Origin of the sequence: Desulfosporosinus sp., from assembly GCF_014237355.1 — a bacterium.
Lineage (GTDB): Bacteria > Bacillota > Desulfitobacteriia > Desulfitobacteriales > Desulfitobacteriaceae > Desulfosporosinus.
The window spans coordinates 24129-38627 of sequence record NZ_JABZFS010000013.1; the positions used below are offsets into that span (position 1 = coordinate 24129).

Annotated in this window: 13 protein-coding genes and 2 riboswitches; of the genes, 3 read left to right on the forward strand and 10 right to left on the reverse strand. The window is 41.7% G+C overall.

The genetic code is table 11. The annotated features are described in order from the left end of the window. The first annotated feature begins 3 nt into the window (after positions 1-3). Entirely contained in the window at positions 4-1272 is a 1269-nt protein-coding gene (locus HGJ98_RS02130) for an ammonia-forming cytochrome c nitrite reductase subunit c552 (protein ID WP_291349343.1), read from the forward strand. 46 nt (positions 1273-1318) lie between these two features. Here the strand turns inward: HGJ98_RS02130 and HGJ98_RS02135 are convergent, their stop codons facing one another. The 4 genes from HGJ98_RS02135 to HGJ98_RS02150 form a co-directional block, all read right to left on the reverse strand. After that, a complete protein-coding gene (locus tag HGJ98_RS02135) occupies positions 1319-1468 on the reverse strand; it encodes a hypothetical protein (RefSeq protein WP_291349344.1) in 150 nt (49 codons plus the stop codon). A gap of 476 nt (positions 1469-1944) precedes the next feature. Continuing rightward, positions 1945-2394: a hypothetical protein gene (locus HGJ98_RS02140; RefSeq protein ID WP_291349345.1), complete on the reverse strand. Its 450-nt coding sequence runs from the start codon at positions 2392-2394 to the stop codon at positions 1945-1947. A gap of 149 nt (positions 2395-2543) precedes the next feature. Next, on the reverse strand, positions 2544-4904 hold the full coding sequence (gene hypD, locus HGJ98_RS02145) for a trans-4-hydroxy-L-proline dehydratase (protein WP_291349483.1): 2361 nt from the start codon (positions 4902-4904) through the stop codon (positions 2544-2546). Positions 4905-4939: 35 nt separating this feature from the next. Next, positions 4940-5842, reverse strand: a complete 903-nt coding sequence (locus HGJ98_RS02150) for a glycyl-radical enzyme activating protein (RefSeq protein ID WP_291349346.1) — start codon at positions 5840-5842, stop codon at positions 4940-4942. 258 nt (positions 5843-6100) lie between these two features. On the opposite strand from HGJ98_RS02150, the gene HGJ98_RS02155 reads away from it, so the two are divergent. Together HGJ98_RS02155 and HGJ98_RS02160 are read left to right on the forward strand one after the other, a co-directional pair. Next, complete coding sequence (locus tag HGJ98_RS02155) at positions 6101-7153, forward strand: asparaginase (protein WP_291349347.1); 1053 nt, start codon at positions 6101-6103, stop codon at positions 7151-7153. Positions 7154-7333: 180 nt separating this feature from the next. Beyond that, positions 7334-7831, forward strand: a complete 498-nt coding sequence (locus HGJ98_RS02160) for a hypothetical protein (protein ID WP_291349348.1) — start codon at positions 7334-7336, stop codon at positions 7829-7831. 62 nt (positions 7832-7893) lie between these two features. Here HGJ98_RS02160 and dapA read toward each other — a convergent pair whose 3' ends face one another. From dapA to HGJ98_RS02190, 6 genes are all read right to left on the reverse strand, one after another. Continuing rightward, positions 7894-8769: a 4-hydroxy-tetrahydrodipicolinate synthase gene (dapA, locus tag HGJ98_RS02165; protein ID WP_291349349.1), complete on the reverse strand. Its 876-nt coding sequence runs from the start codon at positions 8767-8769 to the stop codon at positions 7894-7896. A gap of 160 nt (positions 8770-8929) precedes the next feature. Next, a riboswitch (Lysine riboswitch) is annotated at positions 8930-9103 on the reverse strand. Positions 9104-9433: 330 nt separating this feature from the next. Continuing rightward, complete coding sequence (locus HGJ98_RS02170) at positions 9434-10243, reverse strand: MerR family transcriptional regulator (RefSeq protein ID WP_291349350.1); 810 nt, start codon at positions 10241-10243, stop codon at positions 9434-9436. 217 nt (positions 10244-10460) lie between these two features. Beyond that, positions 10461-10988 (reverse strand): DUF3795 domain-containing protein, encoded by a 528-nt coding sequence (locus HGJ98_RS02175; RefSeq protein WP_291349351.1) that lies wholly within the window; start codon positions 10986-10988, stop codon positions 10461-10463. Between the two features lie 380 nt (positions 10989-11368). After that, positions 11369-11899, reverse strand: coding sequence for a hypothetical protein (locus tag HGJ98_RS02180; RefSeq protein WP_291349352.1), 531 nt, complete (start codon positions 11897-11899; stop codon positions 11369-11371). 26 nt (positions 11900-11925) lie between these two features. Further along, positions 11926-12663, reverse strand: a complete 738-nt coding sequence (locus HGJ98_RS02185; RefSeq protein WP_291349353.1) for an energy-coupling factor transporter transmembrane protein EcfT — start codon at positions 12661-12663, stop codon at positions 11926-11928. Beyond that, positions 12644-14173: an ABC transporter ATP-binding protein gene (locus HGJ98_RS02190; protein WP_291349354.1), complete on the reverse strand. Its 1530-nt coding sequence runs from the start codon at positions 14171-14173 to the stop codon at positions 12644-12646. Before HGJ98_RS02190 ends, HGJ98_RS02185 begins: the two co-directional genes overlap by 20 nt. Positions 14174-14273: 100 nt before the next feature. After that, positions 14274-14449, reverse strand: a riboswitch (cobalamin riboswitch). Positions 14450-14499 lie beyond the last annotated feature (50 nt).

The following is a 14499-nucleotide window of genomic DNA, read 5'->3' on the forward strand; positions in this document are numbered from 1 at the left end:
ACGTTGGAGAATAAAGCCTATTCAAGAAACCACATTGGGATTGCTGTGCTTACTACTATTATTATTGGGACGGTAATGTTCGCTGGGACATTTTTCTTCGTATCTCATAATCAAGATCTTAAAAAAGAACAGTTAGGAGAAATTGCCGCTAATGAGACCGATCCCGCTGTATGGGGGAAGTTTTATCCGCTGCATTATCAGACATATCAAGAAAATCTTAACAATACAGAAAAGCCTTCGCATTTTGACACAAAACCTTATATGGAACCTCTTTATGCTGGCTTGGGTTATGCCAATGAATTTAACGAGCCAAGAGGGCATGTCTATACGTTAGATGATATTAGGGAAGTCGATCCTTCAAGATACAAGACTGGTGCAGCCTGTAATACCTGTAAATCCTCACAGATTCCAGGATTGATCGAAAAGTATGGTGATCAGTATTATACAATGTCCTTTGATGAGATTAACTCTCAGTTAGAAGATCCCATTGCTTGTTTGAATTGCCATGACCCCAAAACCATGGAGCTAAAAATTACTCAGCCAGCCCTAATCCAAGCCTTTGAAAGACAAGGTAAAGATATTACTAAGGCTACACGACAGGAGATGCGTTCACTTGTGTGTGCACAATGTCACGTAACCTATTATTTTAAACCTCAGTCTAAAATCGTGACGTTTCCTTGGGATAACGGAATCAAAGCAGATCAAATTTTATCCTATTTTGATGATGATAAGTTTTCCGAATGGAAACATCCCGATGCTGGTACAGGACTTGTAAAAGCACGACATGCAGAATATGAGATTTTCATGGGTAGTACGCATCAGACTGCTGGCCTAGCTTGTGCCGATTGTCATATGCCTTACGTCAAAATCGGTAATACAAAAGTTAGTTCCCATAATTGGACGAGTCCGTTGAAGACAATTGATGAGAGTTGCGCAGTCTGTCACAGAGAAGGCAGCGAATGGCTAACCGCAAGGGTTAAAGATACCCAGGAAAAAACCAAGGAAGTTCAGGATCTGGCTGGAAAAGCTATGGTAGAGGCAATTAATTCCTTGAAACTAGCTCGTGAGACGAAGGGAGTTAATACCGAAATACTTGCCCAAGCTCAAGAAATGCATCGCAAGGGTCAGTGGTATTTAGACTATGTCATGGTTACTAATGGTTATGGCTTCCACAACCCTACAGAATCGTTGAACAATCTAGGTAAAGCCATAGATTATGCCCATCAGGCAAAGCAGCTTGCTCAGGATGCCGTTGTAAAATCAATTGAATGAGTCTAGGAATGAAAGTTCGATTTAGAAATTAATTGTATGTTGCACGTTAAAGGATAGTTACTACCTGCTCCAATCCGCCTGGAATCAAAATACGGTGAGCTGCGCCTTTGACTTCAGTCAATCTCGCTCCCAACTGCTGTGCAAAGCGCCGAGAGTCCACAACCGAGGCGCTTTTGTCGGCTTCATCGTGGATCATCGCTATCTCCGCCCTATCCGGCCGGCAGAGTTTGAATACATCATGCGGCCTCTAGGTCGTCGTAAAATTCCCGGGTGAACTTCAGAGGGCGAGTATTATTAAAGTTACTCAATGATATATCTCATTTTTCCTGACATTTTAATTCATCGTCTGAGGAAGTTGTTACAGCGTTGTGAATTTTAACTATACAAATAAGAGGCAAAACTTGGCCTCTTATTTGTTCCTGACTGATCCGTCCGGAAAACTTGAAGAAATAACAGGATTTGCCCTATTGTTTAGAGATTTCTCTTTGTTCTTAGTATAAAATATTTTCGTTCAATTTAATGAATCCTGCTGCAGCTTGACCTTGAATTAGAAAGGCTAGGGAGACCCTCATTATAATAATATACTTTCCTTGATGAATGGTTATTTTTTGCCTCTATACAGCTAAGTTGGTTTAATGAACGGAACGGAGATATAAACGAGAATTTAAACTATCATAAACCTTTCGTTTCGTCATACAAATAATCAACCACCGGATCAAGTGGGTCTATGTCGTCATCCTTCACTTTATAATCTAACGTTTTCCCAACAAGACCTGAGAGAAATAGAACTATTTTTTTATTTATATCGTTAAAGAACTGGGGAATATCGTGTTCTACAACTTGAATGATTCCTTCAGAATTGATTTTTAACTTACAAAGCAAATCTGCTGCATCCCATTTATCTTCATTATAGTAGTCCTTAAGGACAAAGGTCATGACTCCATCCTCTTCGAACATTTCAGAATCCACATAGCCTTCCACAGGCATGACTTCTTTCAGCATATTCTTTAATTCATCGAGTTCAATCGTTAACTCTTCAAAGTAACTATCTATAACTTTTTGGATAAAACTATTTTCTGTCATATTAATCTCCTCTTTAGACACCTTTATGTTTACTAACATTATAGGCATTCATTAAAAATGCTATACATGTAAACCCCATAATAATGACAATAATAACCCAACAATGGGGCAAAAAGGCCAAAGAGCAGTTTCAGCGTCCGCTATACGCCTTTGATACCAGAAAAGTCCTCCAGATCAGTCCTTTTCTATCAAAACTCCTGTTGTTCAGTACGGAGAATAATCTCATTCTGCAGCTCTTCGGTGAGGTTATTGAAGTAATCACTGTAACCTGCCACACGGATGATGAGGTCATTATAATTCTCTGGATGATGCTGGGCATCCCGAAGCATATTGCTGTCCACAACATTAAACTGAATGTGATGGCCGTCCATACGGAAGTAAGCTCTAATCAGATCCTTCAGGCATTCCAGACCTCTTTCCCCTTCTAGGACCGCGGGGGTGAATTTTTGGTTGAGCAGCGCGCCGCCGGTTCGGAGCTGGTCCAGCTTAGCAGCCGACTTTATAACCGCGGTGGGGCCGCATTTGTCTGCGCCCTGCACCGGAGAGATGCCTTCGGAAAGGGCCACACCGGCTTTACGGCCGTCTGGAGTGGCACCGATAACTGATCCGAAATATACGTGGCAAGTCGTGGGCAGCATTTCCACCCGATACTGACCACCGATGGGGGTTGGTCTTCCATTGACCAGACTGTAGATGATCTCGAAAACATCCATGATGATGCTGTCTGCCTGGTCGTCGTCGTTGCCGTATTTGGGGGTCTTGTTCAGGAAGATCTGGCGTTCTTTTTCGAAACCTTCAAAGTCTGCGTCCAGGACGTCCAGCAACTTATCCATGTTCAATGTCCGATCATCAAAAATGTGCTTCTTGATGGAACTTAGGCAGTCAGTAATTGAGCCCAGGCCCACAAACTGAATGTAGCGGCTATTGTAGCGAGCACCGCCGGCATTATAGTCCTTGCCCTTGGTGATGCAGTCTTCAGTGATAACACTCATGAAGGGTGAAGGCATATATTCGGCATATAGTTTTTCGATAACATTGTTACCGCGGATATCGACTTCGATGAAGTAGGCAGTCTGTTTTCTAAAGGCTTTCATAAGGTCATCTATGCTTTGGAAATTTCGTGGATCCCCTGTCTCCAGACCGATCTTTTTGCCGGTGCGAGGATCAAGGCCATTGTGCAAGGTAATCTCCAGTACCTTTACCATATTAAAGTAACCGGTAAGAATGTAGGCTTCCTTCCCAAAAGCACCTACCTCCACACAGCCGGAGGTTCCCCCTTTGCGGGCGTCTTCCAAGCTCTTGCCCTGGCGAAGAAGTTCCTTTACCACTGCGTCATGATTGAACACAGATGGGAAGCCCATGCCCTCGCGAATGACCCTGCAGGCTTCAAGGACAAATTTGTCAGGATTCCTTTTACTGATCTGTACGTTGGTGGAGGGTTGCAGGATACGCATATCCTCGATCACGTCCAGCAGGAGATAGGAGACATCGGACACACCGTCGGTACCATCGGCTTTCATTCCGCCGATATTGATGTTGCAAAAATCGGTGTATGTGGCGCTTTCCTTCAGGGTTATACCAACCTTAGGCGGAGCAGGCTGGTTGTTGAATTTTACCCAAAAACTTTCAAGCAGCTCCAGGGCACTTTCCCTTGAGAGAGTACCGGCTGCCATCTCTTTCTGATAAAAGGGATTAAGATGCTGGTCTAGATGGCCTGGGCTGAAAGAATCCCAGGTGTTCAGTTCTGTAATTACGCCCAGATGAACGAACCAGTACATCTGCAATGCTTCATGAAAGGTACGGGGCGCGTGGGCCGGAACCCATTCGCAGTTCTCTGCGATCCGGATCAGCTCTGTTTTCCGTTTCTCATCTTGGCATTCGGCAGCTATTTCACGGGCCCTCTTCGCATAGCGCTCGGCAAAGATCATAAGGGCGTCGCAGGCAATGTCCATGGCTTTCAGTTCTTCTTGCTTATCGTAGGCTTCAAAGTCGTTGACAAAGTCCAGTTGATCAAGTTGTTCCTTGATCTCGGCTTTGAAATCCAGCATTCCTTTGTGATAGATTTTGTCGTCACAAACGGTGTGGCCGGGGGAACGCTGTTCCATGAATTCGGTGAAGATACCAGCTTCATAGCAATCATGCCATTCTTGGGTCATCTGATCCATAATCAGGTCACGAATGGCTTTCCCCTTCCAGAAGGGGATAATAGTCTCTTCTTGAATCTTCTTGATCTCGTCACTGACCTTAAAAAATATTTTTTCGCGTTGATCCATGATCTCAAGATCTTCAACACTATGGCAGCACAATTCGGGATATGTGGGCGAAGACTGGGGTTTAGGGCCGCGTTCGCCCACGATTAATTCCCCATCTAGAATGACTACGGTCTTGTTCTCGCAAAGATATTTAAAGGACAGTGCCCGAAGCACTGGAATGGAGACCTTACCCTGATAGTTCTGATATGCTTCCGTCATTAAAACGGCACGCTCGATGGAGATGCTTGGCACGGTACTGACGCTCTCTTGACGTAGTTTTTGAATACGTTTATTCATGCCTAGAACCTTCATGTTTTCGGTAGTCATTATATCTAACCTCCTATATGAACATTCAAGCCCTGTTGCGACAGGATTGCAGCCAGTTCCTGCATATGCTCTGCCGTAGGTTCATTAATGTGCGAAATAATATAGGGCAAATGTAAACGATGATATTTGGCCCCTGCCATTTTATGATAAGGGAGCAAATAGATTTCTTTTAAACCAAGATCCCGCATTAGAACACTAAGGCTATGAATAAATTCAGGCGAATCGTTAACAGTGGGCACCAAGGGTACACGAATCCAGACCTGAGCTCCTTTCTCCACAATGTGACGCAAATTGAGCAGAATGGGCTCAATCGGTGCCTTTATGTACGTTTGGTGTACGTCATCCTCCAAATGTTTGATATCGTACAGAAAGAGATCCACATAAGGCAGCACGGCGTCAAAGACGCTCTCCGACACAAAGCCGCTGGTATCGATGGTGGTATGATAGCCCTGTTCCTTGCACCGTTTCAGGAATTCCACCGCGAACTCCTTGTGGCTTAAGGGTTCACCACCGCTTAGGGTCACCCCGCCGCGACTCTGCTCATAGAAGACCGCGTCTTTATCCACCTCTGTCAGAACCTGTTCTACAGTCATTTCCTTTCCCAAAATTTCCAGAGCAAGAGTAGGGCAAGCGATAGCACATTGGTTGCAATAGTTACAATGTTTAGTATTAATGACGATACCCTGTTCTGCAGCTTCCAGTGCCTTATGGGGGCAGACCTCAACGCAAGACTTGCAGCCTAGGCATTTCTCGTGGTGCCATACAATCTCTGGCTGAAAAGCCTGAGTTTCAGGGTTATGACACCATGGGCAATGCAGTGGGCAGCCCTTTAAAAAAACCGTGCTGCGAATACCCGGGCCGTCGTGGATGGAATACTTCTGGATGTTGCTGACCAGCGCAGTTGTCAAGGTAATACCTCCCAAATCAACGTTCACCATAGCGAGAATATGTTTCTTTTCTATTTATGTATAATTCTTTAAGATTAAAAAATTTCCTGCAAAAATAGTTAATTTTCCTGATTCATCCGAACTCCATTTGGGACACACAAAGCAACGGTTAATGAAAGCAAAACAAGGCGGTAACAGAAGGAAACTAAGTATATATTCTTCATAATAAGGAAACCAATATCCATATAAGAGATAAACTTGACTTTAAAGGTGAAAATAATGGAGCCATTAGCTGTTGTCACAAGAGATGGTTATGTAGAGAGTATTCACTATGGATATATTTGCGTTGTTGATTCTTCTGGACAAGTACTGTATAACATCGGTAATTATAATACCAGGATATTCTTCCGTTCCGCCGCAAAACCAATTCAGGTAATACCTCTTATTCAGTCGGGGGCTACTAAAGCATTTAATTTTTCAAAAAAAGAAATTGCTATTACATGCGCTTCCCATAGCGGACAAAAAATTCATCAAGAAACTGTAGGGGAGATTTTAAGGAAATTAAGTCTTAATGAAGTAAACCTTCACTGCGGTATTATGACACCCTACAGCGAGGAAGAAAATAAAAGGCTTATATCAGAAGGACAGTCTCCCTCAGTCTTTCACTGCAGCTGTTCGGGCAAACACTCAGCAATGCTGGCTTTAGCCAAATTCAGAGGACATAGCACGGATGATTATGAAAAAATGAGCAACCCAATCCAGCAAGAGATTTTAAATACTATTGCTGAATTTACTGACGAAGATATACATTCCATACCTATTGGTACAGACGGATGTGGTGCCCCCATATATATTCTGCCGATTAATAAAATTGCACTATCTTATGCAAGACTGGTAGCCCATGCACAAAATTCCAAAAGCCCTTATAGTTATTCCTGCAAAACCGTGTTCGATGCCATGACACAATTCCCCGAAATGATTGCAGGAGATTATAAATTCTGCACAGAGCTGATGAGGGTTACTGAGGGTAAACTTATCGGAAAGGTGGGCTGCGAAGCAGTATATTGCCTTGGAATAAAGGAAGGCAACCTGGGTGTATGCATCAAGATTGTTGATGGAAATGAACGGGCAGTTTATCCGGTCGTTATACAGGTACTAAGAGAGCTGGGGATTTTAAGCACCACTGAATTCAATTCATTAAAGCCTTGGTATAGACAAGCATTACATAATAATATCAGTGAGATCATTGGGGAGATTGTGCCTGCTTTTAGTTTAAAATCACCTTCAGATAACCATTTATCACTTGGAACTAGGTATGAATTAAATAGTTAGGATAGTATAGTTTAATCACATGGAAATTCGGCCTGTAATTATTCAAAAGCAAATCAAGCTAGTGGCGTAAGGGCTTCTTTTTTCTGCTATAATTAACTGTCAGATAGACACCAATTTCTACGTCTGAACGTAATGGGAGTGATATCTCCATCAATTATAGCTTAAAGGAGGCGAGAAGAATTGGCAGTAGGATTTATAGGCATAGTAGGAATCGTTCTATTCATCTTGGTACTTCTTATAATTGCAGTCATGCTTTCAGTTCGTTCACGGCAGAAAAATTTAGATCCTGTCAATCAAGATGAAGGGGGGAAAAAGATGATTAAGACGGTTTATACGTATCTTATTTTGTTTGCCACCTTGATGATGACCATTGGGGGAAGTGTCGCTTCCTTTATGGCAGTGGCTGACTTGATTTCACCACCAAGTTACTATATGACGTATGAGGATTTTAAGAGAGGATATGTTGTGCCTAAAGAGTATATTGATACAAAACAATCTCAACCAAAAGTCGAAGTAAAAAGCGAAGAGGAATTACAAAAAGACTATGAAAGCCTTGTTAGTCAGGAAAAGGTTCGAGCCCGTGAGCGTGCTTTAAATAGCCTGATTAAGAGTTTTGGTTGGATTGTAATCCCACTACCGGTCTTTTTGTACTACCAGCGAAGGTTGAAGCACGAGTAAAAGAAAAACGGCCCTTCCTTCGTTTGATTTAACAAAGGGGAGGCCGTTTGTTAATGCTTAAATTAAGCTTTAATCTGGCGGTATAAATCATCTAAGAAGGTTTTTTCATTTTCTATAGCATCAACCAAAGGAAGTCTTACACCACCAGCATTAATCCCATGATGCTTTAACAGATATTTAACCGGTACAGGGTTAGTAGTGACGAACATTCCTTTGAACATGGGAAGCAGTTTCAAATGCCATTTCAAAGCCGTTTGAGTATCCCCCGCAAACCAAGCATCCACCATGCTTCTCATTTCGTCACCAATAACATGTCCAGCCACACTGACGATACCAGTGCAGCCCAAAGCCAGCATCGGCAAAGTTAAAGAATCATCACCGCTATAGATAGCAAAGTTCTCAGGGAGGATGCGTTTTAGTTCGCTGACCTGATCCATCATTCCGCAGGCTTCCTTAAGCGCTGTAATGTTAGGGATTTCGCTAAGTCTGAGCACGGTTTCCGGGAGCATATTAGTAGAGCATCTTCCCGGGATATTGTAAAGCATCATAGGTAGCGGGGTCGCATTAGCTATTGTACGGAAATGCTGATATAAACCTTCTTGTGACGGTTTGTTGTAATAGGGTACGACCGCCATTAAAGCGTCTACTCCGACTCCTGCAGCTTTTTTGGCTAATGCGACACTTCCATCAGTTGTATTTGAGCCTATTCCGGCAATTACTACTGCCCTTGAGCCAACGGTCTCTTTAACCACCTTAAATAATTCAAGTTTTTCTTCAGTAGTAATTGTCGGAGACTCCCCTGTTGTCCCTGCGACGACAATACCATCATTTCCATGTTCAATTAAGTGTAAAGATAGATTCCTTGCTTCTTCATAATCGACTTCTAAACGCTCATTCATGGGCGTGACCATAGCAGTTAAGATTTTTCCAAATGACATACTCCCACTCCTTACCTCTTATTACTCTATTATGTTTACACGTTTAATTCGGGGTCTAAGATATCAGTTGGGTTTTATCGCTGCAAAAACACAAAAACAAGGCGTAGATTAAGCTGACGCCTTGTTTAAAACAAAATTAATAAAAATTAAATAATGTACACAAAACGATAGCTCTTCACCAAATGCGGTGACAGTTCAAGGACTCTTAATCCGCGAACCAGGCATGGATTTAAGAGAAATCCACCCTTCGGAGCCATCCCCTTTCGCTAAGGATCATAGGTATCTCTCCAACCTCATCTTAGCTACTCTTGTTTGACCCGCCTCTATCTTCTTTTATTCAACTACTTTGATTATAACGAAAATCATCATACTGTGCAATCTTTATTTGCTTGCTTTTGGCTTATATTACCTATTGAATCTGTTTTCATCTTCATCTATTGTGTTACAATCCTTACAAGGTTCAGATAACCCATTAAATGGAATATTTTACGCTTATTCCTCCTTGCCTTATTATGCTACTATGAGGAAGGTCTATCATGAATTCAACCTACACTAAGGCGGTTAACATGTAATTGTTCGAATGTTGTCTCTGAATGTACAACAAGATGAGAGGCCGTTCATTCGACCTCTCATCTTGTAATCCCCCGTATGTTACCATGTCGAACTATTTTTTGACAATCGGAACTTGTAACTCGGTTAACCAATCTTCTTCATTTTCCTTGTTCCAGATACCGTCTATATAACTTTCTCTCGGAGCGTCTGCAACGGTGTAACCATTTTCTTCAATCCACTTGAAAGCATAGGCATATGCTTGTGACAATCCTGAATATGCACCTTTATGCATAACAGACACAGCGGTGGTGGACTCGATCTTTTTGAATTTGATGTCATCAAAATCTGGCTTCATTCGGTCGATTGCTTCGCAGAATTCAACATTAAAATCTCTTTCCTTATATTCTCCATCGAGATAAACTATAAAGCAGTATTCCGGCACCATACACTTGATGTCTGGATATTTTTGAGTAACCTTTTTGCCCAATACAGGAATAAGTTGGAAGTACGCATCATAGCTTGGCACGGTCATACGCTTTGAATAAACGATGCACTCTTGTAATTCCTTAATTATTGCTTGATAATTCATAAAATTCGGCTCCTCTCGTCCTAGTAAAATAAATTGAATTCGGGAGAGCTGTTCTTGTGCAAAAGATATTTCCGCAACCAATTCAGACTTGCGCCTTTCTAGTATTGCTTTGGCGCTAATTCCTGACAGTATCTGCTTGATTTCATTAATGGACAGCCCCATTTGCCGCAGGGATTGTACATGATGAAATTTTACTAGCTGGTTGGTCGTGTAAAAACGATAGCTTGTAAATTTATCGGTTTCTTCAGGTTTCAAGAGCCCGATTTCATCATAATAGCGTAATGTTTTGATTGTCGTTTTGCACATTTTAGAAAATTCTCCTATACGGAACATCCAAGCATCTCCTTTCCTTTCAAATTCATTCTACTAACTCCTGTAACGGGAGAGTCAAGAGGTCCTGAAACATAATCTGAGGTAACACCATGGACAGTGCTACCTCAGACTAATCCTTTCTAATGGTTACTTTGACTGCCTAAAAACCTATTACACCCCTACATATCAAGCTGTAACGATAATAATTTACATTTCTATCTACAACTGAAAAAATGCCCTAAGACTTCTTAGCTTTGGTAATATGGTTTAGAATTGCTTCCTTGTTCATCTCCACATAGGAACAACTAGGGGTATTTCCACATTTGCGGCAGACCATATCATAAGCAGAGTTTAGCGTACGACATTCCGGACAGGAATAATGCTCACCCATTTCCCAAGACCATTGTTCGTACCCTACATCTTTAATCCTCTTTTGTGATTGCCATAAATCAAGTCTATGGGGCATAAGAGATTGGAAGGTTTTAATTTCTTCACAGGGAAATTCTTCACATTCACCGCAAAACTCAATTCCCTTTCGTCTGGCACACTCGATCATAGTACAGTTCTTACAATAAACTGTCCTATGTTCAGAACGACAGCCTTCGCAATGAGTTTCTTCAATAGTTTGATTAAGAATTTTCGCAAGTCTTTTTAACCGCTCTGGATCCTCTTTAGTCGCAATATATACTGAACAAGATGGGCAAAAAAGACCACAGACTGCTGAAGTCATTTTAATAGGGTCCTTAACGTGTTGATTGTTACTCATTTCAGTTCCTCCTTTTTATTCGTTCTAACTTCTTAGATACAAAGAGAGGTGGAAAGTTACAAACAACTTAAAGCTTCACCTCTTCAAACTAATTGCTTCGGAGGTTCCATTCATAGTTTATTCTATAGTGCATAGTCAATCATAGCAAGGCATGTGACCACTGTTTTCGTCATGCTTAGCTACTATTAAATGTCAACATTAGTCAAAATTATCCCTATTTTTCATGTGATCAAAAAATTATCCTTATATTTTGCAAAATATAAGAAATGCTGAATAAGTTATAAATGTAGGCGTAAGTTAAAGGCTAAGGTTATTGAACCTTAGCCTCTTGTAATAGAGATAGAGATAATTCAAGATTATCACGCCAACCACACACAGAATTAAATCAATGCTGATTTCTTCAAGGAACCGTAGACACTCTTTGTCAGGATGCCCGCAACAATCGTTCCAACAGTGGCGGTTAAGCTCGACGATAAAAGTGCGATCTTCCAGTCAAGATGAAAGACGTAAATCAATCCAGCCATGACGCAAAGGTTACCGGTAACGGCAGCTCCGAGCATTGATAATATATGATGGCTTAGTTTCTCCATGGAAAACTTACTGGAAATTAAGGAGTAGACTATGGATCCGAGGACATTTGCGAATAAGAAGAAAAAGCCCAGCGGTGAGTAGCCTGTAGCCATGGCTACAACAGCCTCCACTACCCCGGCGATAATACCCGCCGGTTGCCTGTACATTAAGACAATCAGACCTGTAAAAAATGCCCAACATGTGCCATTTAGGAGTAAGAGGGTGGGATCCAATATTGCGTCGATACGTCCTGTAACCTGCATCATTATCAGCATTACGATCCCTATGATGACGGAGCCTACCAATGCTTTTGTATCAGTTCTAAATAATTTTTCATTCATTTCTAAATATCCTCCTCTAATTCTAATTATAGTAATGGTAATACCTTGTTAACCAGGCTGATGCTTATTACCATTAACATCCCAGAGATTAAGGCAATATCGTAAGGCTTAAGGGCTAAATTAGACGTAAAAGTACGGGTTTTGGTTCGTCCATAGCCTCTTAACTCCATGGCTAGGGCAGTTTCTGCAGCACGCCGGACAGAGCGATATAAAAAAGGCAGAAACGTCGGGAAAATACCTTTGAGATTGTCCATGGCACTCTCCATCTTAAGGCCCCGGGTACGCTGGCTATCGACTATGGATATATATTCAGCTTTCATGATTGGAAGGAAGCGGACGCTTAACCCCACTAACATGGCAAAACGGTAAGGAATTTTGAATTTCATGAGCATCAGGGTAAACTCTTGTGCTGAAGAAGAGGTAAAGAATTGCATACTTGCAAAAACAATAATGCTGGCCTTGAGGATCCCGGTGATCGCTAGAGGTATAGCTTCACTGTATATTTTGAGGATTCCCCATTGGTAGATCAGAACACCCTCCCGACAAAAGACCAACTGTACGGTCAGTATCTGTAGTCCCAAAAGGAATAAAACCACGATCATTGCTTTATACCGCTTCAAGGAACCTGTTAAGATTAGCGAGGTCACAACCTCTACTAATAAAACCATACTTAACTGAAGGGCGGTCCCACTAATCAGTGAAAAATAAATCATTAAAACATACCAGGCCAGCTTAGTCCTGGGATCAAGCTTCGACAGTCCCATTTTGAACCTCCCGGAAAGAAATAATATTATGGAAATTCAAACCAATTGCTTTAAGGGTTTTGAGATATTCCTCGAGATCTCTTGTCAAAATATCTAGTTGAAGACGGTGATTATTCATGGCCACTATCCTGTTAGAGTATTCTTTTGCCATGGTCAGATCGTGAGTGATGAGTAGAATGGTTTTGCCACTTTTCGATAAATGAAAGAGTTTATCCATAATCATGTACCCTTGGGTTTCGTCAAGGCCTGAAGTCGGTTCGTCGGCGATAATGAATTCCGGATCACTGACGAGTATGGAGGCTAATGCTAAAAGCTGGCGCTGGCCGCGGCTTAAGCGATGAGGATGGAGCTTTTTATAGTCCAGCAGCCCCACAAATTTCAGGCACTCATCAATCTTTTGTTCTATTACTTCATTTTGTTCCCCCCTTAGCTTGAGTGAAAATCCAACTTCTTCTTCGACGGTACTTGCGAAAATTTGATAATCAGGGTTTTGAAACAGAAAGCCCGCCCGGAAACGGATCTCTGCCAGCTTTTCCTTATTCAGAGTCTGGTCAAACACTCTTATTTCACCTTTAGACGGCTTTAAGAGACCGATAAGCAGCTTAGCTAACGTTGATTTTCCCGAACCGTTTAATCCTATGATTGCTAAAAAGTCACCCTTTACTATTTCTAAATTAATATCTTCACAACCGGACAAATGGTCTTTGTACGTATAGGTGACATCAGTGACTTTAGCAATCAGTTCGTTGGACTTACCCTGAACCGTATGTAAGGATTTCAACCTTTCTTTTCGACTCTCGATTTGCTCCTTGTAATATGCCTCCGGCGAATACTGTTTAACGATTTCGCCTCCCTGAATATAAAAGACCCTGTTGGCATAGTTGAGGACTTCTTCAATTCGATCCATGACCAAAATAATGGTAAGGTTTTGAGTTTTATTCAACTGACCCAACCGCTTATAAAGCTCATCACGGCCCAGGGGATCAAGTTCAGCGGTGGGCTGGTCAAGAACTAAAATAGGAGCATTAAGGGCTAAAACACCCGCTAAAACGACTCGTTGGGCTTGCCCCCCTGAAAGAGAAGTAGTCTCCCTGTTTTCATACCCTGATAGACCCACAAATTCCAAGGTGTTTTTAACCCTCTGATCAATTTGTTCTATGGGAATTTCCAGATTGCCAAGGCCGAAAGCAACATCTTCGTAGACATCCAAACCAATAATTTGATTTTGGGGTTCTTGCATCATGTATCCAACATAGTCGGACATTCTATTGAGGTGCATATCCTTAATATCTTGCCCCATGATTGTGACTTTTCCGGTTAATTCTGCTTTATGGTAGTGAGGAATTGCGCCTGTAATGGAATGCAGCAAAACTGATTTACCAGAGGCTACACCACCTGTAATGACGATGAAATCTCCCCGATTTATTTCGAAATCAATGTTTTTAAGTGCGGGTTTATCTTCATTCGGAAAGACGAGTTTTTCGATGTTAACCTTCGCAATTGTCTCCATAGCAACTCCTAAATCAATGATTTTAGAAAACCTGGTGGTCTCAAAGCGGTAAAAGAACAAAAAAGTTCTAGCTTTAATAAGCTAGAACTTTACCTTTGTCCTTTTGCAATATTTCATAGGCAGGTTTCCTGACTTGTAGACTAGAATGTACGCCTTCCCAGTTTCCCAGTGGCAAATGTACATTTTTCAAACATCTACTTACAGTGGTGGGTCCGTCCAGGATTAGAACCTGGTTCCCTATTATCCCTAGCGGGCACCTATTAAATAATATATTTAATTGACTTCATGATAGAATAATTTAGATATTTTGTCAACAGGAGTTTATG